The sequence below is a fragment of the Actinocorallia sp. API 0066 genome (genome assembly GCF_020991275.1).
Lineage (GTDB): Bacteria > Actinomycetota > Actinomycetes > Streptosporangiales > Streptosporangiaceae > Actinocorallia.
Genome location: NZ_JAJLQY010000006.1, coordinates 52,902 through 75,182 on the forward strand (window position 1 = coordinate 52,902; position 22,281 = coordinate 75,182).

Annotated in this window: 19 protein-coding genes; 5 read left to right on the top strand and 14 right to left on the bottom strand. The window is 72.0% G+C overall.

All coding sequences use genetic code 11. The annotated features are described in order from the left end of the window. Positions 1 to 174: 174 nt before the first annotated feature. The 8 genes from LO762_RS16325 to LO762_RS16360 all read right to left on the bottom strand — a co-directional run bounded on the left by LO762_RS16325 (position 175) and on the right by LO762_RS16360 (position 10,116). Positions 175 to 1,275 (bottom strand): polysaccharide deacetylase family protein, encoded by a 1,101-nt coding sequence (locus tag LO762_RS16325; RefSeq protein ID WP_230616043.1) that lies wholly within the window; start codon positions 1,273 to 1,275, stop codon positions 175 to 177. A gap of 98 nt (positions 1,276 to 1,373) precedes the next feature. Next, positions 1,374 to 2,324: a glycosyltransferase family 39 protein gene (locus LO762_RS16330; RefSeq protein ID WP_230616045.1), complete on the bottom strand. Its 951-nt coding sequence runs from the start codon at positions 2,322 to 2,324 to the stop codon at positions 1,374 to 1,376. A 62-nt stretch (positions 2,325 to 2,386) separates the two neighbouring features. Continuing rightward, complete coding sequence (locus tag LO762_RS16335) at positions 2,387 to 4,561, bottom strand: glycosyltransferase family 39 protein (RefSeq protein ID WP_230616047.1); 2,175 nt, start codon at positions 4,559 to 4,561, stop codon at positions 2,387 to 2,389. Further along, the gene (locus tag LO762_RS16340; RefSeq protein ID WP_230616049.1) at positions 4,558 to 5,784 is read right to left on the bottom strand and encodes a bifunctional glycosyltransferase family 2/GtrA family protein; all 1,227 of its coding nucleotides are present in this window, start codon (positions 5,782 to 5,784) and stop codon (positions 4,558 to 4,560) included. Before LO762_RS16340 ends, LO762_RS16335 begins: the two co-directional genes overlap by 4 nt. Before the next feature lie 73 nt (positions 5,785 to 5,857). Then, the gene (locus LO762_RS16345) at positions 5,858 to 7,303 is read right to left on the bottom strand and encodes a cell wall metabolism sensor histidine kinase WalK (RefSeq protein ID WP_230616051.1); all 1,446 of its coding nucleotides are present in this window, start codon (positions 7,301 to 7,303) and stop codon (positions 5,858 to 5,860) included. Further along, a complete protein-coding gene (locus LO762_RS16350) occupies positions 7,300 to 8,025 on the bottom strand; it encodes a response regulator transcription factor (protein ID WP_230616053.1) in 726 nt (241 codons plus the stop codon). Before LO762_RS16350 ends, LO762_RS16345 begins: the two co-directional genes overlap by 4 nt. A 51-nt stretch (positions 8,026 to 8,076) precedes the next feature. Continuing rightward, the gene (gene lnt / locus LO762_RS16355; protein ID WP_230616055.1) at positions 8,077 to 9,549 is read right to left on the bottom strand and encodes an apolipoprotein N-acyltransferase; all 1,473 of its coding nucleotides are present in this window, start codon (positions 9,547 to 9,549) and stop codon (positions 8,077 to 8,079) included. Between the two features lie 48 nt (positions 9,550 to 9,597). Next, a complete protein-coding gene (locus LO762_RS16360; protein WP_230616057.1) occupies positions 9,598 to 10,116 on the bottom strand; it encodes a GNAT family N-acetyltransferase in 519 nt (172 codons plus the stop codon). A 420-nt stretch (positions 10,117 to 10,536) separates the two neighbouring features. Here LO762_RS16360 and LO762_RS16365 point away from each other — a divergent pair, with 420 nt between their 5' ends. The 5 genes from LO762_RS16365 to LO762_RS16385 all read left to right on the top strand — a co-directional run bounded on the left by LO762_RS16365 (position 10,537) and on the right by LO762_RS16385 (position 14,793). Beyond that, positions 10,537 to 11,184 carry a hypothetical protein gene (locus LO762_RS16365; RefSeq protein ID WP_230616059.1) on the top strand — a complete coding sequence of 216 codons (648 nt, stop codon included), beginning with the start codon at positions 10,537 to 10,539 and terminating at the stop codon, positions 11,182 to 11,184. Then, entirely contained in the window at positions 11,181 to 11,969 is a 789-nt protein-coding gene (locus LO762_RS16370) for a DUF2637 domain-containing protein (RefSeq protein WP_230616061.1), read from the top strand. Before LO762_RS16365 ends, LO762_RS16370 begins: the two co-directional genes overlap by 4 nt. Positions 11,970 to 12,780: 811 nt before the next feature. Next, entirely contained in the window at positions 12,781 to 14,013 is a 1,233-nt protein-coding gene (locus LO762_RS16375) for a helix-turn-helix transcriptional regulator (protein WP_230616063.1), read from the top strand. Positions 14,014 to 14,087: 74 nt separating this feature from the next. After that, on the top strand, positions 14,088 to 14,423 hold the full coding sequence (locus LO762_RS16380; RefSeq protein WP_230616065.1) for a hypothetical protein: 336 nt from the start codon (positions 14,088 to 14,090) through the stop codon (positions 14,421 to 14,423). An 85-nt stretch (positions 14,424 to 14,508) separates the two neighbouring features. After that, complete coding sequence (locus LO762_RS16385; RefSeq protein ID WP_230616067.1) at positions 14,509 to 14,793, top strand: hypothetical protein; 285 nt, start codon at positions 14,509 to 14,511, stop codon at positions 14,791 to 14,793. A 59-nt stretch (positions 14,794 to 14,852) separates the two neighbouring features. Here LO762_RS16385 and LO762_RS16390 read toward each other — a convergent pair whose 3' ends face one another. The 6 genes from LO762_RS16390 to LO762_RS16415 are packed head-to-tail and all read right to left on the bottom strand — an operon-like array spanning position 14,853 to position 22,279. Next, the gene (locus LO762_RS16390; protein WP_230616069.1) at positions 14,853 to 15,122 is read right to left on the bottom strand and encodes a hypothetical protein; all 270 of its coding nucleotides are present in this window, start codon (positions 15,120 to 15,122) and stop codon (positions 14,853 to 14,855) included. Beyond that, positions 15,119 to 15,877, bottom strand: coding sequence for a hypothetical protein (locus LO762_RS16395; protein WP_230616071.1), 759 nt, complete (start codon positions 15,875 to 15,877; stop codon positions 15,119 to 15,121). Before LO762_RS16395 ends, LO762_RS16390 begins: the two co-directional genes overlap by 4 nt. Before the next feature lie 7 nt (positions 15,878 to 15,884). Continuing rightward, the gene (locus tag LO762_RS16400; RefSeq protein WP_230616073.1) at positions 15,885 to 16,208 is read right to left on the bottom strand and encodes a hypothetical protein; all 324 of its coding nucleotides are present in this window, start codon (positions 16,206 to 16,208) and stop codon (positions 15,885 to 15,887) included. Further along, positions 16,205 to 16,708: a hypothetical protein gene (locus tag LO762_RS16405; RefSeq protein ID WP_230616074.1), complete on the bottom strand. Its 504-nt coding sequence runs from the start codon at positions 16,706 to 16,708 to the stop codon at positions 16,205 to 16,207. The genes LO762_RS16400 and LO762_RS16405 overlap by 4 nt, the downstream gene beginning before the upstream one ends. A 10-nt stretch (positions 16,709 to 16,718) precedes the next feature. Beyond that, positions 16,719 to 19,922 (bottom strand): hypothetical protein, encoded by a 3,204-nt coding sequence (locus LO762_RS16410; RefSeq protein WP_230616076.1) that lies wholly within the window; start codon positions 19,920 to 19,922, stop codon positions 16,719 to 16,721. Beyond that, the gene (locus tag LO762_RS16415) at positions 19,919 to 22,279 is read right to left on the bottom strand and encodes a phage tail tape measure protein (protein ID WP_230616078.1); all 2,361 of its coding nucleotides are present in this window, start codon (positions 22,277 to 22,279) and stop codon (positions 19,919 to 19,921) included. The genes LO762_RS16410 and LO762_RS16415 overlap by 4 nt, the downstream gene beginning before the upstream one ends. Positions 22,280 to 22,281 lie beyond the last annotated feature (2 nt).

A 22,281-nucleotide genomic window follows, 5' to 3' on the forward strand; every position in this document is an offset into this window, starting at 1 on the left:
AGGGGCCGAGCCCCCCGAGCGGACCGATGTCGACCAGATCGAGCGTGCGCCTGCTCCGTCCGAAGCGCCGCAGGCCCACAGCGCAGCGATCAGCATATGAGATGGCAGGGGCCCCGGTCAATCGCGGGGCCCCGGCGAAGATCTACCGGCCGCCTCGACGGCCTTCCGCACCGCTCAGTACACGCGCCCCTGGGCCGCCCAGTCGGGGTTCAGATCCCCGATCCTGGACGAAGGCGCGGTCACGGTGTTCTTGTCCCCGTCAGAGGTGAATCTCTGGTCGGGATTCTTCTCCAGCCACTCGAGCCAGGCCGTGGAGCAGAATTTATCGCACCCGTCTTCCTTTACCTTATCCTTCGACCGGATACGGGAGATACGGGTGGGGTCGAACTCCTTCGAGTAGACCGAGACCGACGGGTTCCAGCCCGCGAGGAAGATCCCCTTGAACTCCCAGGACGGGCCTTTGGCCACGAACGCGTTGTCCTTGGCCTTGCTGCGCGGCGGATTGCCGAACGGATACGCGAAGGTGACCGAACGGGCGCCGGAGATCTTCTCCACCACTGCCTCGTTGTCCGCGATCTCCTTCTCCACACCCTTACGGGCCATCCCCGCCAGGTTCGGGTGGGTCTGCGTGTGGTTGCCGATCTCGAACCCGTGCTGCACCAGCCACGCCACGCCCGGATTGGCCTGCTCGCCGAGCTGGAACGGGTCCTTGTTGACGTAGAACGTCGCGACGGGCCGGAACGACGGATACCGCGAGGCGACCTCGAACAGGACCCCTACGGCGGTGTCCGGGACGGGGTTGCCCGACGCGTCCAGCGCGAACTGGGTCGGGTTGCCGTCGTCGAAGGTGAGGACGACCGGGTGCGTCCCGGCCGGGATGTCGATGGTGCCGCGCACGAAGTCGGCGGCGGTGACCGGCACGTAGTTCGCCTTCGCGAGGGACTCCAGCTCGGCGCGCAGCTCGGCGGGCGTCCGGTCGATCGAGGAGAACGGCTTGGCGATGATCCGGTGGTACATGATCACCGGGACCTGGCCGAGCTCGTTGGCCTTGGCGGCGACCGCCTCGGCCGAGGCCGGCTGCGGCGGAGGCGGTGGCGTCTTGGTGGGCGTCGGCTTGGCGGTGGGCGTCGCGGTCTGCGCGGCGGGCTCGGCCGCGGCGCCGCCGGACGGCCTGGCCACCACGTCGGCGGGCTTCTCCTGCTGCGGTGCGAGCAGCAGGCCGAACAGGAGCGCGGCGCCGAGCACGAGCACGGCGAACTTGTGAAGCGTGGGCACGGGCTCTCCGGGAGAAATGGGAGGCACCAGCGTAGAGCGGCGCGGCCCTCCGCGTCCCGTATCGCGGGTCCGGGCGCGCCGTCGCCCCGCGCGCGGGCTCAGGCGGGGGTGATGATGCCCGCGACGGCGAGGGTGAACAGGGCGGGTCCGGCGAGGGCGGCGGTGAGGCCGGTGAGGGTGGCCATGCCGCAGGCGAGGCGCTTGCGGGCCATCAGGGCGGCGGAGGCCGCGGCGAGGGCGAGCAGCGCGAAGCGCAGCCACGGGTGGAAGTCGGGGGTGCGGGCGAGCAGCACGAACGCGAGGACGGCGGTGCCCGCGACGCACACCGCGAGCACGGCGGGCCAGGGCCGTCCGGTGCGGCCCATGAGCGCGGCGCCTATTCCGGCGAGCGCGGCGACGGCGGGGGCGAGCAGCGCGTAGGGGAGGGCGTCCAGGCCGAGGCTGAGCGTGATGAAGAGCCCGACCGTCCAGCCGCCCCACAGCAGGAGCGCGCCCGTGCGCGCGCGGTCGCCGCGCACGATGTACAGGCCGACGGCGAGGGAGACCACGGCGAACGGGAGCAGCCAGGCGAGCTGTCCGCCCAGGCCGTCGTCGACGGTCCAGCCGAGGCCGCGCGCGCCGTCGGACGAGGGCGTGCCGCCGGTCGTCAGGACGGCGACGCCCGCGCCGACGAGGAACGGCCCGGCCAGGCGGGGCGCCAGCGGCGCGGTGCCGGGCAGCGCGCGGGTGACGGCCCAGGCGCCGCCGACGAACAGCAGGACGGCGAGCGCGCCCGTGGTGTCGGTGCGGCTCGCGTCCGCCGCGACGGGGCTCAGCGCCAGGACGAGCGCGGCGAGGGTCGCGGCGCCGTACCCGAACGCCGTACGGACCGCGCCGTAGAGCACGGCCACCGTGGCGACGCCGAACGCCGCGCCGGGCAGCCTGCCGGGCTCGGCCCACAGGCCCCACCCGTACAGCGGGACGGTGAGCGCGAGCAGCGCCCACAGGACCGGACGCGCCCACCGGGGTTGCTCGGGGTCACCGAACACGATGCTCCGGATGATGCTCATATATCAGAGATTCGCATGGTCATCCGCACCTCGCCACCGCATGGTGTACGTTTTCCGATATTTCACGAGACTGTCGCTTCCGTGGTGAGGGCGTAGAGCGATCCGTCGCCCACTCCCTCAACCACGGTCCCGTGTTCCCGGACCCACGCCGTCACCTCGTCGGTGCCGCCTACGCCGCCGCCGGGCCCGCCGAATCCGCGCCCGCCTACAACGAGGTACTTCAACCTCCCGGACGCGACGAGCTCCTTGAGCCGCGCGACGCTCATCGCCTCGTCGGACCCGGTGAACCCGCCCATCGAGATGACCGGCTCCCCCGTCTTCAGAATCAGCGACGCCGCGCTCTGCGCGTCCGACACGGCGACGAGCCACAACGCACTCCCCTGGTTCGCCACAAGGAACGCCACGGTCTCCTCGTCCAGCCCGCTCCTCCCCCCAGGCCCACCCCGCCCACCAAAGCCACCGGGCCCCGAACCACCGGGCGCGGCCGAACCACCGGAGGCGTTCGAACCGCCCGGCGCGCCAGAACCGCCGGGCATGTCCGAACCACCGGAAGTGCTCGGGCCGCCGGGCGCGTCGGAGCCGCTCGGAGCACTGGAACCGCCGGGCGCATCCGAGCCGCCGGGTGTGTTCGAGTCGCGCTGGTCGGGGGCGGTCGGTGCGGTGCCGTCGTTCTGGGGCGGGGCGCCGGGGAATCCGGCGGCATTGGGTCTGCCGGAGGGGCCGGTGGACGGGCCTGCGGTGGGGTTGGTGCCGTTGACGGGGGTGCTCGCGGCGGCGAGGGCGTAGGCGGCGGGGCCGGTGAGGCCGCAGGCCAGGAGGGCGGTGAGGGCGAGCGCGGTGAGGGTGTGGGCTGCGGGTCTCAGGGCGCGGGACAGAAGCAGGAGGACGGCGGCGGCGGTGAGGGCGGCGGTCGTCCAGGCGATCCAGGGGTGCCAGTCGGGGGTGCGGCGGAGGACGGTGAAGGCCCAGGCGCCGGTGACGGCGGCCGTCAGCGGAAGCACCAGAGCCAGCGGGCCCCGGGCACGCCAGAGCAGGGCGGCGCCGGCGCCGACGAGGGCGGCGACGGCGGGGGCCATCGCGGTCGTGTAGTAGGGGTGGAAGGTGCCTTCGGCGAAGCTGAACACCGCGTGGTGCAGCAGCAGCCAGCCCGTCCAGAGGGCGAGGAGGGCGCGCGCCGGGTCGGGGCGCGGGGCGCGGCCCACGACGGCGAGTCCGGCGACGGCGAGGAGCGCGGCGGCGGGCAGCAGCCAGGAGATCTGCCCGGCCATGGTCGTGTTGAACAGGCGCAGCGCGCCCGGCTCGCCGCCGAAGCTCGCGCCTCCCCCGCCGCCGGGCCCGCCGCCCGAGCCGCCGAAGACGCGCCCGAGCCCGTTGTAGCCGATCACGAGGTCCCAGACGGTGTTGTCGGTGCTGCCGCCGATGTAGGGGCGGGCCGAGGCGGGCACGAGCGCCACGACGCCCATCCACCAGCCGCTCGAAACGACGAGCGCGACTCCGGCGAGGAGCAGGTTCCGCATACGCCGTCCCAGAGGGGCGTCGGCCAGCAGCAGGTAGCCGAGCGCGAAGGCGGGCAGCGGCACGAACGCCTGGAGCATCTTGGTGTTGAACGCGCACCCCAGGAGCGCCGCGCAGGCGAGCAGCGGAAGCAGCCGTCCCGTGGCGGCGGCGCGCTGGCAGCACCACGCGGCGGCGACGAGGAGCAGCACCAGGAGCGTGTCGGGGTTGTTGTCCCGGTTGATCGCCACGGTGATGGGCGTGAGCGCGAGGACAAGAGCCGCGACCGTGGCACCGCCCGCCGCCCCGGCGGGCCCGAGCCGTCCTATCAGGCCGCGCCGGACGGACGAGTACAGGACGCCGACAGCCGCGACCCCGGCCAGCGCCTGCGGAAGCAGCATGCTCCAGGACGAGTAGCCGAAGACCCGGGCGGACAGCCCCATCACCCAGAGCGCGAACGGCGGCTTGTCCACGGTGATGAAGGCGCCCGCGTCCAGCGCCCCGAAGAACCACGCCTTCCAGCTCTGCGCCCCGGAGTAGACGGCCGCCGCGTAGTACGTGTTGGCGTCTCCGGAGGCCGTGAGGTTCCACGTGTAGAGCGCCCCGGCGAGCAGGAGCACCGCCCACAGCGCGGGACGGGCCCAGGCCGGATCGTCCCGCCTACCGAGGAACACCCGGACGATCGCCTTACGGGCGGCGTCGGGAGCCGTGGCCTGTGCGGGGGTGTCGAGAACGGCGGTCATCGGAGTGCCTCCTTGGGGACGCGAGCGCGGAACACCCAGCCGCGCAACAGCAGGAACCGGACAAGCGTCGCCAGCCCGTTCGCGGCGACCACCACGACGAGTTCAAGCGCGCGCGAGGGCCGTTCGGCCAGGCCGTGCAGAAGGGCGAGCGCCCCGGTCGACAGGCACAGCCCGACGAGGAAGGCGGTGCCGCCCTGGAGCTGGTGCCTGACGGCCCCGCCCCCGCCCGTCACGCCGAACGTGAAGCGCCGGTTCAGCGCGGTGTTGGCGACCGCCGTCAGCAGAAGGCTGAGGGCGTTGGCGACGAACGGGAGCAGCACCGTCCGGAGCGCGACGTACAGGACGGCCTGCGCGACCGTGCAGACGATCCCGACGAGGGCGAAGCGCGGAAGCCGCCTCGCCATGCCGTCCGGCAGGTCGGCTACAGCGCGGCGGGCCCCGGCGGCGCGGAAGTCGCCGCGCGCGATGCGCCGGGCGACCCGGGCCATGCCCCTGAGGTCGTCGAGGGCGGTGCGGGCGACGTCCACCCGGCTGTCGGGGTCGTCCACCCAGTCGACGGGCACCTCGTGGATGCGCAGGCCGGTGCGTTGGGCGAGCAGCAGCAGCTCGGTGTCGAAGAACCAGGCGTCGTCCTCTACCTGGGGCAGAAGCGCCTGGGCGACCTCCGCGCGGGCCGCCTTGAAGCCGCACTGGGCGTCGGAGAAGCGGGCCGCGAGGGTGGCGCGCAACAGCAGGTTGTAGCAGCGCGACACGAACTCCCGTTTCGCACCGCGCACGACGGTGGCCTGTCGGGTGAGGCGGCTGCCGATGGCCAGGTCGGAGTGGCCGGACAGCAGGGGCGCGACGAGCGGGAGGAACCCTTCGAGGCGGGTGGACAGGTCCACGTCCATGTAGGCGACGACGTCGGCGTCGCTCGCGCCCCACACGTGCCGTAGGGCGAGACCGCGACCCTTGCGGTCGAGCCTGAGCGCGCGGACGTGTGGGAGCTCTTCGGCGAGCCGCCCCGCGACGTCGCTGGTGCGGTCGGTGCTGGCGTTGTCGGCGATGATGATGCGGAACGCGTAGGGGAACGTCGCGGTGAGGTAGCCGTGCAGCCTGCGGACGCTGGCTTCGAGGACGTGCTCCTCGTTGTGCACGGGAACGACGATCTCGACGAGTTTCGCGAGGCGCCGCGTCTCGGCCGTGTCGGACGGGGCGCCGGGGAGGTCGGTGGTCGTACTCATGCCGGCGACGATGCCGGGTGGGGCTGGGAGGCCCCTGATCGGCGCGTGAAGCCCGGATGAGAGTGCGCCGGGGTCAGCGGCGGGCGGGCGTCCCCGGCAGGCTCAGGCGCGCGATGGCGCCCCCGCCGGGGGCCGCCTCCAGCGTCACCTCGCCCCCGGCCTCCCGGACGACCTGGGCGACGATCGACAGGCCGAGCCCCGATCCGGGCAGGCTGCGCGCCGACGGCGACCGCCAGAACCGCTCGAAGACGTACGGGAGCTCCTCCTCGGCGACGCCGGGCCCGTGGTCGCGGACGCGCAGGACGCCGTCCGCGAGCGTCACCTCGACGGTTCCGCCGGACGGGCTGAACTTCACGGCGTTGTCGCACAGGTTGACGACGGCGCGCTCCAGGCTGTCGGGGTCGCCTTCGACCCACCAGGGCGTCAGGTCGGCCGTCACGGTGAGCCCCGGGCCGCGCAGCTTCGCCCGGTCCACCGCGCGCTGGACGACCTCGTGGAAGGCGACCTCGGTGTGCTGGCGGGGCTTGGCGGCGGGGCTGCCGAGCTGGAGGAGGTCGCCGATGAGCGTGGTCAGCTCGCGCATCTGGGCGCGGACGCTGTCCAGGAGGCGGGCCTTGGTCTCGGGTGGCAGGTCGCGGCCCGTCTCCTCGCTGCGGATGAGCAGGTCGATGTTGGTGCGCATGCTCGTCAGCGGGGTGCGCAGCTCGTGCCCGGCGTCGGCGACGAGGGCGCGCTGGCGTTCCTGGGACGCGGCGAGCGCCGCCGTCATCGTGTTGAAGGAGCGGCCGAGGCGGGCGATCTCGTCGCTGCCCTCCTCGGGGATGCGGACGGACAGGTCCTCTGTCCTGGCGACCTCCTCGACGGCTTCCGTCAGCCGGTCCACCGGCCGCAGGGAGGCGCGCGCGATGAGCAGGCCCGCGACAGCCGATCCGAGGATGCCGCCCACGGAGACGAGGAGGAGGGTGAGGGCGAGGTCGCCGAGCGGGTCGGTGACCTGGCCGAGCGGCAGCGCCGTCATCACGGTGATCCGCTCGTCGTTCTCGCCTATGTAGGCGACATGGGTGAGGATCCTGACGTTCACCCGGGCGCCGTCGGCGTCGGTGCCGGAGCCGTCGTGGAAGACGAGGTCGCGGTTGCCGCGCACCACGGCGAGATCGGCCTCGGAGACGGGCATGACGCCCTGGTTCACGATCGTGCAGACCCTGCTGTCGGGCAGCACGACCTGCTGGAGGCGCTCACTGGGCGGCCGGATGCGGCCGTAGGGGCTCGGCGCGTTCGGATCGGCGTTGGTGGCCTCGGCCGCGCAGTGCTCGACGGCGTTGGCGATCTCGAACCTGATCCAGTCGCCACCGGGGCCCGGCCCGGGGCGTCCGGCCTGGACGGTCAGCTGCTTGTCGAGCTGGGCGTACAGCGCGTCGCGGACGAGGAACCAGCTCGCCAGCGCGCAGGCGGCGACCGCGACGGCCACCGCCGCGGCGGCCAGCAGGGCGATCCTGCCGCGCAGCGGGAGCCGCCTCATGATCCCGCGCGCAGCACGTAACCCACGCCGCGCACCGTGTGGACGAGCCTGGGCAGCCCGTCTATCTCGGTCTTCCGGCGCAGGTACATCACGTAGACGTCGAGGGAGTTGGAGGCGGGTTCGAAGTCGAAGCCCCAGACGGTCTCCAGGATCTGCTCGCGGGTCAGGACCTGGCGGGGGTGCGCCATGAACATCTCCAGGAGCATGTACTCCGTGCGGGTCAGCTCCAGCGGCCTGCCTTCACGGGTCACCTCTCGGGTGAGCGTGTTCATCCGCAAACCGGCGAACTCCAGGACCTCGTCAGCGGGTTCCTCGCCGGGCTTGGCGGGGGACGTCATGGCGCTGCGGCGCAGGAGCGCGCGGACCCGGGCGAGCAGCTCGTCCAGCTCGAACGGCTTCACCAGGTAGTCGTCGGCCCCGGCGTCCAGGCCGGTGACGCGGTCGCCGACCATGTCGCGGGCCGTGAGCATGAGCACCGGGGTGCCGTCGCCTCCGGTGCGGAGCCTTCGGCAGGCGGTGAGACCGTCCATGCGGGGCATGAGCACGTCGAGGATGATCAGGTCGGGCCGCGCCTTCTCGGCCGACTCCAGCGCGTCCACGCCGTCGCCCGCCTCGCTCACCCGGTAGCCCTCGAAGACGAGGCTGCTGGTGAGCGACTCGCGGACGGCGGGCTCGTCGTCGACGACGAGGATGTGGGCGCGCGGCTCGTCGGGAGAGGTCATGCCCTCACGGTAGCCACCGCGCGCGGCCGTCCCGGTGAACGCCGGGCATTCTCAGCGCGCTCTCACCCATTTCTCACCCGGTCCCGGCCAGGTGCGGGAGCGCAGGGAGACGACGATAAGGAGGCAGGTCAGAGGGATGAGGTCTCCGATCCGGGTGAAGGGGGTGCGCGCGTCGGCGTCCGGTAGGGGGACGACGACGGGGAACACGCCTGTCTCGTCGGTGCCGTGCCAGGCGAGGAGTTCCCCGCGCGGGCCGAAGGCAGCCGTCACCCCGGTGAGCGCCGCCTGTACGACGGGACGGCCGGTCTCGGCGGCCCGGACGGCGGCGAGCGAGGCGTGCTGCGCGGGCGCCCAGCTCTCCTGGAACGTCGAGGTGGCGGACTGGACGACGATCAGCCGCGCCCCGTCCGCGACGGCGACCCTGCCCAGATCGGGGAAGGCCGACTCGAAGCAGACGAGCGGGGTGATCCGGACACCGTGCACGTCGAACACGGCGGGCCCGTCGCCGGGCACGCGGTCCTCGGCGGCGGCCCCGCTGATCGCCGCGAGCCACCCGAAGAGCGGACGGAGCGGGATGTACTCCCCGAACGGGACGAGTCTCATCTTGACGTACCTGTCGGCCTCGGTTCCGTCCCGGTAGAGCACCGACGATTTGGAGATCCGCCCCGAGGGCGTCCTGGCGTCCTCGTTGACCAGGACCGTCCCGAGGTCGGCGATCCGCTCCCGCAGGTCCGGGCGCGACCTCAGATCGAAGCCCACCGAACTCTCCCCCCAGACGATCAGGTCGGCGCCCTCGACCGTCCGGGAGAGCCGCTCGTTCTCCGCGAACCGGACTTCCGGCCCCGTCACCACCCCCGGCTGGACCAGCGCCAGCGTCATCTCCTCGCGCGCCTCCCCCGCCCCGCGCGTCAACCCGGCCACTCCCGCCACGGCCGCCCCGACCGCCGCGACCCCGGCCAGCCCGTGCCACCACTTTGCGCGGCCGAGCAGTCCCCGTCCACGCTCCGGCGCCGCCCGGACGCGTGCGGCCGCGAGGCGCGTGATCAGGAGCGCCAGGGCGGCGTTGACGGCGACGAGGACGAACGAGACGAGCCAGACCCCGCCGACCGCCGCCAGCCGCAGCACCTCGGGGCTCTCCCACTGCGTCGCCCCGTAGACCGCCCACGGCCCGCCGAACGGGTGCCAGGACCGCAGGTACTCGCCCGCCACCCACACCGCGGGCAGCACCAGCACCCCGTCCCAGCCACGGCACACCCGCGCGGCGACCCCGAACGGCGCCCACAGCGCCCCGAACCCGACGGCCACCAGCAGCAGCGCGGGCCCGATGTTGGGCGCCGTCCAGTACATCGCCGCGCCGATGTACCCGGCCCCGAACGCCCACCCCCGCCGCAGCGCCCCCCTGACGTCGTCCGCCCGCCGCGCCCAGAGCACCCCCGGCACCACCGCCGCCCAGGCGAGCCACCACAGCCCGACCCCGGGAAACGCCAGCACCGGGACCACCCCGGCCAGGAACGCCCACCCCATCCCTCCAGTCAAACCCCCACCGGGCCCCGCCCACAACCCCGCCGCTGATCAGCGGCGGGAGCCCGGCCACGGGCCTAGAGGCTTGGCCCAGACCTGCTCGACGGTCTTCCTGGTGTCGTAGACGCGGAAGCCGCGCGCCTCGTAGTTGGGCAGGGCGGCCGGGCCGTCGAGGGAGCAGGTGTGAAGCCAGACCCGCGAGGTCGGCGGGAGCGGGTGGCGCTCGCCCAGCGTCCAGGCCCGACGGACGGCTTCCGTGAGCAGATGACCGCCCAAACCCCGCCCGGTGAAAGCAGGCAGCAGACCAAAGCAGATGATCTCGACGTCGCCGTCAGCCCCAGGCGTGAACTCGGCGTACCCGGCGGGCGTGCCGCGATCCCAGGCGATCCACGTCTCGACGCCGGGCCTGGCCAGCCAGTGCTCCCAGTGCTCGTACGACCAGGGCAGCCGGTCCGACCACAGGTGGTCACCGCCCACGCCGAAGTACAGGTAGCGGCTCAGCTCCGGACTCGGCACCTCCGCCCTGACCACGTCGATCGGCGCGACCCTGCCCGGCCGCAGGTCGTCCAACGAGGTCTGCTCCAGGTACCACGTGGTTACGGCTTGGCTAACCGTTGCGCTAGCAGGCTCCCTACCAGGTCGTTCATGTCCGCTGTGCTTGTCGTTATCCTTGACCACCAGATCACCGCTTCCGCGCGACGTAGCGCCGTAGAGACTCCGTGATCACCTCAGTGATGGTCTTGCCCTCGGCAGATGCCTTCTCGACTGCCGGGCCCCAGATGGTGTCGGGGACCCGAACACTCCGGACGGGCGTCTTGCCCGTGGCTGGCCTACCGATCTTGGGCTTTTCTGTCATACAAGAATCTTAGCCAAGCTCCTTGACGGGACGCTACCACCCTGCTTAAGTGTAATACAGAAAGCGGCCCCGGACGGTGTTGCAGCACCAGTCCAGGGCCTTGATCCACACCTTCAAGACAAGGCGAGGACCCAGTGTCAGATCTTAGCTTCGGCGTGCCCTTCGACGCCGCGAAGCTCGACCAGTCCCAGCGTGACGGCCTGGCGTGCGTCGTCTGCCGTCGGGACCACGCGGCCGACCCGGCCCCGGCCCTGCCGGTGGGCGTGGTGGACGGTGGGCAGGTGTTCGCGTGCCGGGCGTGCGTCTTCCCGGAGGCCGCCTCCCCGGTGGTCGAGCTGCCCGACGGCCGGATCGTGGACGCGGCGGCGTGGGACCAGGGCCGGACCGTCCTGCGCCCCGGCCCCCTCGCTGCGGCGATCCGGGGCGAGTACCCCCTGCCCGCGCCCGCCCCGGTGCTGCACGACTCCCACGCGATCCCCGAGTGGGACGACCCGGCCCCGGTCGGGGTGTACGCGGCCGAGATGCGGTTCATGGTCGAGCGCGAGGGGATGTCGATGGTCGCGGTGCGGTGGGCGCGGCTGGGTGAGGCGCTGGGCCTGCCGACGACGGCGCCGGTGCTCGTGCTGCCGCTGTATGAGGCGGCGGAGCTGGCTCGGGTGCTGCTGGCCCGGCACGTCGAGATCGGCGACGCCGACGTCGAGCTGGCGGCCGAGTGCCTGGACGTGGCGGAGGCGCTGGCGCGGGCGGTGCTGCGGACGCTGCGGGCGGAGGCTGACCGATGAGCCGGGCGGACAGGGCGATCCGGGCGCTGGCGGCCGTGACGGTGGTCGCCTTGGCGGTGATCGCGGCGGTGGTGTCCTACCAGCACGCCTACGCCATCGCGTCGGAGCACGGGCAGGATGGTTGGACGGCGCGGTTGACGCCGTTGACGATCGACGGGCTGGTGTTCGTGCCGGGTCTGGTGATGCTGGACGCGGCCCGGCGTGGGTCTCGTGCGCCGTTCCTGGCGTGGCTGGCGCTCGGGTTGGGCATCGGGGCGACGGGGGCGGTGAACGTGCTTCACGGGCTCGATCACGGCCCTGTGGGGGCTGCGGTGGCCGGGTGGCCCGCTGTCGCGCTTGTCCTCGCCCACGAGCTGCTGATGGGGATGATCCGGCGCGGCGGAGTTTCGTCACACACGGTCGGGCGTGAGGAAAGTCGGGAGTGGGCGGAGGTCTGGCGGTCGGTCTCCCGGGTCGTCGCGGAGGGAGCGAAGGGTACCCGGATCGTGGGTACCCCGGCTGCGGCCGTCAGGCTGACGGGCGCGAACCGCGAGGTCCTCGCGGGACCTGGCGAGGGGGAGGGGGTCCACAGTGTGGACGCCCCTGGTTCCACTCGCTCGATCACGGTCCCGGCCGACCACGCACTCAGCCACCCGGCCGTCATCGGCCCGCCTGGTCAGCCCTTGGTGGCCGACCTGGATTCGGCCATCGTTTCGGCCAGGTCGGCGGGGCGGTCGATCCGGGCAATCGCTGAGGAGTTCGGGGTGACCCGGTACAGGGTGCGCAAGGCCCTGGCGGCGGGGTAGCCGACGAGGAAGACGAGGGGTACACGACAGCGTGTACCCCTCATCGCGTTCCTGCCCGCGAAAGGTGCCGCCCGCGCGTATGGGGGCTGAGGGGAGTTCGCGGCATTCAACATGAATGCCGCGATGTGCCGCCCGCGCGTATGGGGGCTGAGGGGTACGCGCAAAGTGCGCACCCCTGGCGGCCCGCGCTACCCGCGCGTACGGGGGAATGGGGGACGTCGAGGCGGCCCGGAGGAGGAGGCCAGGTCAATACCCTCTCGCGGGGTATTGCGTGCCGTCCGCGCGCGCGAGGGTGAGGGTGCCCAGTTCTCCCGCGCGGAACAACTGGAGTGCCGCCCGCGCCCATGGGGGCTGAGGACATCGCGGCACCCTTCGGGGGCGCCGCGATGCCTGGGTCACGCGGGCAAGGAGACCTTCAGCCTGAATGCCTCCCTCGTAGCGGCTCATGCGCGCGCGGGCCAGGCTTTTCGGTACGGCAGTAAAAAGCCTGGTCAGATGGGGTGTGGGATGCGCGGTCATATTATTACCCCGAACTTCACACGTCGGCGCGCTCCGGCTCGGGGACCCGGGCGAGTTCGCGGGCCTGACCCTCGTTCGAGGGGGCGGGGAGACCGGTCCCCAAAATTTTGGGGACCACCGACGCGGCCTCGATGAACTGTGAGGCGCGCCGGTCCGAGAACCCCCACCGCTCGCGGCAGTAGTTCGGTCAGGTCGCGCGGCTGGCGCAAGTTCGCGGCGGGATTCGCTGTGAACGGCGAAGTCCCGCCCTTACCTTTGGAGTTGTCGAGGCTTCAAAGGAAGGTGCGGGACTATGCATCAAGGTAGCACTGGTCCGGTAGAGCCGGGCCTGTCCACTGGGGAGCGCATCAAGTTCTTCCGGATGCGCCGGGGGATGACGCGCGATGTTCTCGGCGGGCTCGTGGGTAAGTCGGGGCGGTGGGTGAAGGCGGTGGAATCCGGCCAGATCCAGACGCCGCGCCTGCCCGTGTTGGTGAGCATCGCCGAAGTTCTGAAAATCCGGGACCTCTCGGAGTTGACGGGCGGGCAGTCGATGCCGACGAACATGTTTCGGGGGCCGGGCCATCCGGCCCTTTCCGCTGTCCGGGATGCCGTCAACGAGGTCGGGAGTAGCGCCGACGTCGAAGCGCAGTCGGTCGCATCACTTCGGGCCCGGCTCGCGGCGGCCTGGCGGGCGCGGCACGCGGCACCGGATCATCGGACCGTGATCGGTGAACTGCTGCCGGGCCTGATCCGCGGCGGGAAGGCCACCGTGCGCGCGCGTCGCGGCGATGAGCGGCGGGAAGCACTCGCGACCTTGGCGGGGATCTATCACCTCGCGCAGTTCTTCACCGCGTACCAGCCCGATACGGGGTTGCTGTGGCGGGTCGCCGAGCGGGGCTTGATGGCGGCGGAGGAGTCCGAAGACCCGAAGGCGCTCGCAGATTCGGCATGGCTGCTGGTCGAGGCACATCGCGATATCGGAGACTTCGACGCGGCGGAATCCGTCGCTCGTCGCGCTATCGAGCAGGTCGCGCCGCATCTCGACGGTGCGGGCGATGGCCTTGTCGGCGCGTGGGGTGGGCTGCACTTCGCTGCCGCGTACACGGCGGCGCGGGCGGGTGAGCGCGGCACGGCTTGGCGGTGGTGGGAGAAAGCCGACGCGGTGGCGTCGCGTCTGCCTGCTGGCCATTACGATCCGATGACCTCGTTCGGCCGCGCGGTGATGCCCGCGCATGCGGTAACCGTCGCGGTCGAACTCCGGCAGAAGTCCGAGGCCGCCCAGCAGACGCGCCGCGCCGCGAACACCGCTATTCCGTCAGCGCCACGCCAGGCCAGGCACCTGGTCGAGATGGCGCGCGCACACCAGATCGGCGGGGACTCTGCCGATGCTCTCGCCACCTTGCGTACCGCGTTCGCCACGGCCCCCGAGACGGTCCGGTTCAACGGGTACGCCCACCGTATGATCCGCGATCTGGCCGAAGGCCCGCTCCATCTCAGGGGGGACGCTCGCGTTCTCGCTGATCGGGTCGGTCTGCTCGTGTGACCAAGGGGACACGAACCGTGTCCCCTCGGGTGCGATTTCCACGCTTCCCTGTCGTCACGACGAAGGGAGGCGTGGTGACATACACGCAGACGGAGCGGGAGGCCGCCGAACTGGCGGAGCTGCGGGAGGAATACCCCGCGTGGAACGTGTGGCGGGCGTCGGGTGGGGCGTGGATGGCGTCCCGCCGCGCGGACCTGAACCTGCGTCAGACGCGGGCGGGGTGTTCGCCGACGTTGATGGAGGACACGCGCCGTCGGTTGCGCCGTCAGTTGGAGGCGGAGTCGCGGGCGGATCGGCACACGGCGGATGGCTACCTGTGCAGTGTGGAAGCGGCGTGGTGGCACCTGCTGGACGGGCGGGCGTGCTGCGCGGTGACCGGCGGGGCGGTGGAGGCGGTGGAGCGGCTGTGACGGACCTGATCGTGGCCGGGATCATCGCCGTGCTGTTGTGGGTGGTCCTGATGGTCGCCCTGGTGGTGTGGGCGAGGGCGGGCCGGTGAGGGCGCGCCGTCAGTGCACCGGCCTGCATGTCGCGCTCGGCGGCGACGCGGAGCCCCTGGAGTGGGTGCCGTGGCCGGGTGGTACCGCGCGGGTGGTGGAGTCCACGTGTGCCCGGTGCGGGGACGGGGCGATGTATGAGTGGGCGATGGTCGGGGGCGCGTACCGGGTCATGCGGCATGACCGCGCGGGCCGGGTGTCCATGTATCCCTCGGGGCTGGTGGCGCGCCGGGCGCAGGCGCGGGACGCGTGGGGCCGCATCCTGGCTGGCGAGGCCCGGTAGGGACGTGAAAGAGCCGCCCCCGACCTCCGGAGAGGTGCGGGGGCGGCGTGCTGTGCGGGCTACCGGGCGTCGTAGCCGCGCGGCGGTGCGCTCTCGGTCGGCCGGTAGACGGGCTGGGTGTCCACGATCCCGAGACCGAGCAGCCACCGGCCGATGACCGGCCAGCGGCTCTCGGCCCAGCGGATCACCCAGTAGGCGGTGCCGCCGACCGTGGCGGTGACGACGATCTCCACCGCCGCCGAGTCCAGGGTGATCCCGGCCTTGGCGGCGAGGGTCAGCAGGTGGGCGATGACGATCGCGGACACGGTCCGGATCACGGAGTCGATCACGAGGGGCTTCCTTCGGGCTTGAGGAGTTCCAGGACCTGGTCGAGCTTGGCGTTGGTGGTGGCGAGCTGCGACTTGAGGCTCGACACCTCGGTCTGGAGCGCGCGGACCTTCTTGTTCACGTCGGTGAGCACCGACGACGGCATCCACGTCGGGTTGGTGGGGTCACCGTTCGGGGCAGGCATGGCGTCCCGCTGCCAGACGGCCTTGTAGATCTGTTCGGGAGTCATGCCGTCGTCCTCCGTGGTGGTGGTGTCGGGGCGGGGTGCTCCGGCCTTCACCCACGCGTACAGGGGGCCGCCGGGGCAGCTCGTCGCGTAGCCGTCGCGGTGGCCCTTGATCTCGGTTCCGGCGCCGCCCTTGGCGCGCAGGTGCTCGATGGCGTCGCGGATGCCGTGCAGCATCTCGTCGTTCGGCACGACGAGCCCGCTGTTGCCGACCATGCCGAGCACCGCGTAGTGCCCGCTGTTCAGGCCCGGGCCGTTGGCGGCGGGCAGCTTGTGCAGGCCGCGCCCCTCGAAGACGAACCGGTGCGGACAGCACAGGAACGAGTACCCGATGTCCGCCCACCCGTTGTCGTCCATGTGGCCGTTCTGGATCTGGCGGACGAGCGCGTAACACAGGTCATGGTCGGTGGCGAGGCGCGGGTCCACCCGGCTGCCGGTGTAGTGCACCTTCACCCCGCGTGTGCTGGCGAGGTGGGACGCCGCCGAGCGGGGCGCGCGTGCGCCCCACTGGGCGCGGGTGATCAGCTTCACGGGCTCCTCATTTCGCAACGAGCGGCATGACCACGGCGGCGATCAGCCCGCCACCTCCGACGATCGCCGCGACGGTCTGGATGGTGCGGGTCTTGGCGGCGGTCATGTCGGCGCGGATCTCGGCCAGGTCGGCGCGGGTCGCCATCACCTGCTCGGCCCGGTCCTGCCGCTCGTCCATACGGCGCATGTCGCCGTGCAGACCGGTGTACTGCTCGGTAAGCCGATCGACCTTGCCGTCCATGCGGTCGACCTTGCGGTCCACGTCGCCGAGCCGGTCGTAGATCTCGCGCGCTCCGATCTGGACGCCGCCGAGCGGATCGGGGGTGGTCATGCCAGCCTCGTGTAGACGAGGAGGCTGGAGTCGCGGACGGTGGCGGTGCCGGAGGCGTTCGCGGCGAACTGGGCGGTAACCCACCCGTCCGTCCCGGCCGTGTGGAGCATGGACGTCTCGTGGTAAACCGAGTAGCCGTTGGCGGTTCCGCCCGGTCCGCCGACCGCTTGGGCGGTGCCGGGGCCGCGCCGGATCGCCATCATGTTGCTGTTGACGTTGGTGGTGGTGCCGGTCTCTAGGGCGAGGATGTTCCGCTCCATCGCCCCGTTCGCCGACCACCACTGGAACTTGGCGTCGGTCGCGGTCGGCGCGTCGTACGCGATCCACAGCTCACACAGATAATGGGCGTTCGCGAGCGCCCAGAATCCCAACCCGAGGATGTCGGCGACGGTGGTCGTGGTGTTCGCCTGGTCGCCGGACGTCATCGTGTACTCGGGCTTGCCCGCGTTGAGCAGGGCGGCGGTGACGATCTGCCCCGCTCGGAAGTTCGGGTACGGCAAAAGGCACCTCCTACAGGGCGAGGGTCATGGGCTGGGCGAGGCGGACCGGCGTTCCGGCCGGGTGGGGTTTGGTGATGCCGTTGATGCCGCGCTGGACGGTGAAGATCTGCCGCTCGATCCGGCCGAACTCGACGTGGTCGAACCACACCTCGGTTCCGGCGCCGGGGCTGCCGCCGATGGTGGGCCCGTATCCGGCGGCCGCCGCGTTCGCGGGGGCGACGCTGGTCAGGGTGTGGTGGGTCCAGGTGGCGGCGGGCAGGGCCTTGGTGGCGGTGGAGGTGGTGATGTAGCCGCCCGCGCCGGTGAACCAGTCGATGGCGGCGGCCACGGTGCCGTGTCCGGCCACGCTGTAGGCCCGGAACGAGGTGGCGTAGGCGGTGCCGGGGGTGACCAGGGCGCGGTGCGTCCCGGTGGGGCGGGCGTAGTTCTGGGTGGGGGTGCCGGTGGTGGTGAGCAGCGCGGACGCGGGGCCTGTCCAGGCGCGGGTGGTGGAGCGGGTGATGGTGCAGTCGGCGGCGGACCATCCGTGCGTGTCCGTCTCGAACGTCCAGGTGGGCCCGGCAACGGCGGTGACGCGCATGACCTCGCCGCCGACGAGGATGTCGAACGGGAACTCGGTGGCGGGTTCCCAGATCCATTCGGGGCCGCTGGTGATCGCGACGGTGAAGGTGGTCGAGCTGGCGGTGATGTCCGTGGCGAGTTCAGAGCCCGACGTGTCGGCGCGTCCAAGAACGGGGTCGTCGGCGGTGGCGACGCGCCAGGGCGCGTAGGGCGCGCCGACCACGCGCCCGTAGTGGGTCTGGCTGGTGATGGTCTCCGACAGCCCTACCGCCATCTGGTCGATGGCGGCGGGCGGTAGCCACGGTGGCGGCGAGGTGATGGTGAGGCGTCCGCCGACGTCCAGGCGGCGGGCGGCCTCCACCTGCGCGGGGGTGGTGTAGGCGTGGTCCCACAGCGTGAGCGGGATGGACGGGTGGCGCGCCTCGTCCACCGTGCCCAGATGCAGCCGCCAGCCCGCGATGTCGCGGAGCTGGTCGTCGGTGAGGACGTTGACGGTCTCGCTCGTCTCGTACCTGCCGACGCCGTTCGGCGGCGGCTGGATCGAGAGCGTCCCGGCCTCCAGTTCGGCGACGGCCGATGATCCGCCCTGGCGGGTGATGGTGACGGCGTTGCGGGTGGCCTGGTCGTCGTCCACAGGTGCGAGCTCGCCGAGTTCGCGGTCCTGCCCGAACTCCAGTTCCAGCGTCGGGTCGAGGTTGTAGAGGGCCTGGCGGGTCCGGTAGGCCAGGGCGAGCCTCCAGCGCGGCTCGTACAGGATGCCGCCGTCAGCCCGCGCACACTCGTCTAGCAGTTCCAGGAGTGTGCCTGACCGCTGCGGTCCCATCGGGGCGGTCCCATCGGGGTTGCCGAGCACTACGACGGGCACGCCCTGCTCGCGGCACAGCCGGATGATCCGGTGCGCGGCCAGTTCCCCGGTCCAGGCGTCCATCTGGCGGCGCAGGTCGAAGATGGACGTGATGCGGTTGTGGACGCTGATGTGGCCGAACACGGCGGTGCCGGTGGTCAGGCCGCCCCCGGCGTTGACGCCGACGCCCGACACCCGGCCGAACGTCTGGCTGCTCAGGGTGACGGTGGCCGTCTGGCCGACCGTCTGCCCGACGTCCAGGGCGACGAGTGCGAACTCGACGTCCGCGCCGATCTGGGTGGCCTGCAACGCCATGCGGGACAGCCGGTCGTTGATGTTGAAGTCCATGTAGCCGGTGTCCAGGACTTGGGTGCCGTCCCACGTGTGGGCGCGGATGGCCAGGTCGCCGCCGGTGCCGCCGTAGAAGACGGCGACCCGCTGGAGGCTGCCGCCGGTGAAGTACAGGGTGATGACGCGTTCACCGGCGACTCCGGCGTCGATGTGGAACAGCCAGCGCAGTTGCGCCGTGCCGCCCGAGGCGTCGTAGGCCGGGACGGTCCCCATCCACTGGCTGTCGGTGAGGGTCGGTAGCGGGTCCGAGCACGCGAAGCCGTCGAAGTTCGCGTAGTCGGGCTGCTCGATCGTGACGGCCATCGCGGGGTGTCCCTCGATCGCGGAGGCGATCTGGGTGGAGTCCTGGCCGTCCTCGCACGGCCAGTACGCCACCAGGTCGCCCTGTTGCAGTAGGGCGTGTTTGAGGGTGGAGGCGACGGGCGCGTCGCCTTGGCCGAGCCGCCGGGTGATCCCGGCGGCCTCCACCTGGGCGCGAACGTCCGGCGAGGCCGGGGCCCAGCGCGGCGCCCATGAGGACACCTCGGCGTGGGCACGGTAGTCCCTATCGGTGACCTCGGCCGGAGGCATGACCACCCACGTCAACCCCGCCCCGTCCACGATCGCGCCGTCGCCGGGGGCGGCCGCCGACACGTCGAGGTCGGCGGCGAGAGAACCGCCGATGCCGTCGCGCAACTGGAACCCGTGCAGCCGCCCGCACGCCGGTAGCAGCGTCTCGACCGAGTCGCCCCCGATCGACAGCGCGGAGCACGCTTCGAGGTCGGCGTTCCCGGCGTGGACGCTGGTGGTCGCGCCGAGCGTGATCGAGTCGCCGAGCACGGTCCACGGGCCGCCGATGGTGGGGCCGGTGTGGAAGGTGACGACACTGCCGCCCGCCCCGTTGTCCACGTCCAGCGTCACGCGCAGGCACAGCCGCCCGCCGGTAGCGGGGATGTGGGTGGTGGAGGAGGCGACGCCGATATTGCCGGTGCCGCCGTCCGGCGTCCAGAAGAACCGGAGCCGCCCGGTGCCGTGCAGCGTCCACAGCCACGACCGGTCGCCGGTCCCGGCCGACCAGCGGGAGGCCAGCACGCACGGGGTCCGCCAGGACTCGGCGTCCAGGTCGATCCGCATGTCCAGATCGCCCGTCAGCGCCACGGACGGGTCGTAGGGCGCGAGGAGGGACGCTTCGGCGTCGCCGGGCAGCAGCGCGTACGTCTCCCCGGCCGGGACGGAGACCCGGATGGGGGTGTTGCGGCCGATCTGCCCATACCAGGGGCCGCGCGGGTTGCGGGGGGAGAACCGGCCGTCCCGGTTGTCGAGCGTCAACGTCAATGACGTGGGTTCCAGGGTCGCGGACTGTTCGGACGTCCGCCCCCGCCCACCGATCTCGACGGGCGTGTCCTCACGCACCCACCCCGTGACGTCGGTCCAGGTGGTCCCGTCGAGGGACAGCTCGGTACGCGGATCGACACTCATCGGGCGGACCCTCTCGCGAGCCTGGAGCCGAGCACGAGCTGGACATCGCCGCCCTTGACGGCGATCCGGTGGCGCAGCTCCTCAACCAGCAGGTCCCCGTACCGGGACCCGTCCCCCCGGATCTCGATCACGGTCTTCTCGCGGGCAGCGGGGGCGGGCGAGTACGCCCACGCCGACCCGACCGACGTGTTCGGGCTGGCGGGCGCGGTCGCCCCGGCGAGCTTCGGCTTGGCCGGAGAGACGCCCCTGGTGAACATGTTCGGGGGCGCGGCGGCGGCGGCGAGTTGCATGGACGCGCCTCGGACGAGGGTGGCCGACGAGGTGATGCCGTCGGCGAGCATCCCGCCGATCTTCGCGCCCGCCAGGTCTGGAGAGCCCTTCCCGCTCAACGGGCCCTCCTTCGCCGGGGAGAAAGGAAGGAAGTTTCTGATCCGGCTGGCGATGCCGGACATGGCTGAGCCCACGCGGCCGATCATGGACGTGATGCCGTTGATCAGGCCCGTGATCACGTTCCGCCCGGCGTTGTACAGCAACATGTTGAGCCGCCCGAGCGCGGCCAGGATGCGGCCGGGCAGGCCGCGCAGCCACGCGACGAGGTTCTGGGCCCGGCTGACGGCGGCGTCTCGGACGCGTCCGAACCACCCGGCCACCCGGCCGGGCAGGGCCGCGATCCAGCCGACAGCGGCCAGCGTGCCCCGCACCGCCGTCTGGACGCGAGCGACCACCCAGGCCCACGTGCTCGACGTGGCGTTACGGACCGTTGTCCAATGCTTGATGATCAAGCCGGGCCCGGTAAAGTTCAAGAAGAGGTTGGCGAGGAACCGGAGGACGCGCACGAACACGGCGCGGATGGCCTCCCACGCGGCGGCGGTCTTGTTGGTGACCCAGTTCCACGTCGCCCCGGTGTAGGTCTTGACCTTGTCCCAGTTCAGGGCGACCAGGGCGACCAGGGCGAGGACGGCGGCGATGACGAGGGCGGCGGGTCCCATGGCGATGAGCCAGGCCAACGCCACCCGCCCGGCGGCGAGCGTCGATTGCGTGCCCATGACCACCCACCCCGCGACGTAGCGGGCGGACGTCACGGTCATGGCGGCGCTCGTCCGCGCCATGCTGGCGACCATCGACGCCGTGCCGGACGCGACGGCGGTCGCCGCCATCGCCGCGCCGCGTGCCATCGCGGGGAGCAGTTGGGCCCCGGCGATGGCGGCCATGGCCAGGCCGCCGAGTCCCGAGGCGGCCGGGGCGAGGGCCTGGGCCATGCCGGTAGCGGCCTGGGCGGTGTCGCCGAGCACGCCGGGCGCGCCGACGAGCGAGGCCATCGCGGACTCCGTCTTGCGCTTCCAGGACTCGATGCCGGTGGCGGCGTTGTCGTTGAGGGTGTCGCCCATGCGCTGTGCGGCGCCTTCGACGTCGCCGAGCGCGGACACGGCCGACGACGGGTCGAGCGCGTACAAGGAGTCACCGAGGTCTTCGGCTTTGGTGCCGAACAGCTCGACGGCCATGGCGTTCCGCTTCACCGGGTCCTGGATCGCGCGGAGCTTGTCCAGCGTGAGGTCGAGGGCTTGGGCGGCTTCGGGGCCGCCCTTGCCGAGCGCGGCGAACATCTTGTCGGCGTTCAGCCCGAGTTCGTCGTAGGCGTCGCGGATCTTGTCGGACCCGGCGACGGCCTCGATCGAGAACTCCTTGATGGCGTCGGCGACGACGTCGGCGTCGCGGGCACCGGCCTTGAGCCCTTGCGACAACAGGCCCATCGCGGTCTGTCCGTCCAGCCCCATGTTCCGGAACTGGGTGGAGTACTCGGTGAACGTGTCGAGAAGGTCGGCTGCCTCGTTCGCCCCCGACTGGAACCCGACCGTCAGGATGTCCAGGGCCTCCGTGGCGTCCTTGGCGAGCCCCGTCTTGATCATCTTGCCGACGGCGCGGGACACCTCACCCACGTCCTCGCCAAAGGCCGTGCCGAGATTGACGACGCTGCCGGTGACGGCCTTCAAGTCGGCCTCGCTCGCCGCCGCCATCCCGTCGATGTTGGTGACTACGCCCCGGATCGCGTTGTTGACCTCCTCCAGTCCAGAGCCCAGCCCCTGGGCATACAGGTCACCAGCGGCCTTTCCGAGCCGCTGCGCCTCAGCCTCGCTCCCACCGAGCTGCGCGGCGAGCTTGTCGCCCAGGCGCTCCTTCTCCAGCGCGGCGGTGACGCCGACGCCGATCGCGGCGGCGGCCCCCGCCCCGATCGCCGCCCCGGCCACGGCCAGCTTCTGCCCGTGCCGCTCGAAGAACCCCTGCGTGCGCTCAAGGTCCCGCCCCACCTGGTCGGCGTCCACGCCGATCCGGACCATGAGGTCACCCAGACTCGCCACCG

Coding starts and splice junctions, on each gene's coding strand:
- LO762_RS16330 (WP_230616045.1), bottom strand. CDS start 2,324: ATGAGCATCATCCGGAGCATCGTGTTCGGTGACCCCGAGCAACCCCGG.
- LO762_RS16335 (WP_230616047.1), bottom strand. CDS start 4,561: ATGACCGCCGTTCTCGACACCCCCGCACAGGCCACGGCTCCCGACGCC.
- LO762_RS16340 (WP_230616049.1), bottom strand. CDS start 5,784: ATGAGTACGACCACCGACCTCCCCGGCGCCCCGTCCGACACGGCCGAG.
- LO762_RS16345 (WP_230616051.1), bottom strand. CDS start 7,303: ATGAGGCGGCTCCCGCTGCGCGGCAGGATCGCCCTGCTGGCCGCCGCG.
- LO762_RS16350 (WP_230616053.1), bottom strand. CDS start 8,025: ATGACCTCTCCCGACGAGCCGCGCGCCCACATCCTCGTCGTCGACGAC.
- lnt (WP_230616055.1), bottom strand. CDS start 9,549: ATGGGGTGGGCGTTCCTGGCCGGGGTGGTCCCGGTGCTGGCGTTTCCC.
- LO762_RS16370 (WP_230616061.1), top strand. CDS start 11,181: ATGAGCCGGGCGGACAGGGCGATCCGGGCGCTGGCGGCCGTGACGGTG.
- LO762_RS16375 (WP_230616063.1), top strand. CDS start 12,781: ATGCATCAAGGTAGCACTGGTCCGGTAGAGCCGGGCCTGTCCACTGGG.
- LO762_RS16400 (WP_230616073.1), bottom strand. CDS start 16,208: ATGACCACCCCCGATCCGCTCGGCGGCGTCCAGATCGGAGCGCGCGAG.
- LO762_RS16410 (WP_230616076.1), bottom strand. CDS start 19,922: ATGAGTGTCGATCCGCGTACCGAGCTGTCCCTCGACGGGACCACCTGG.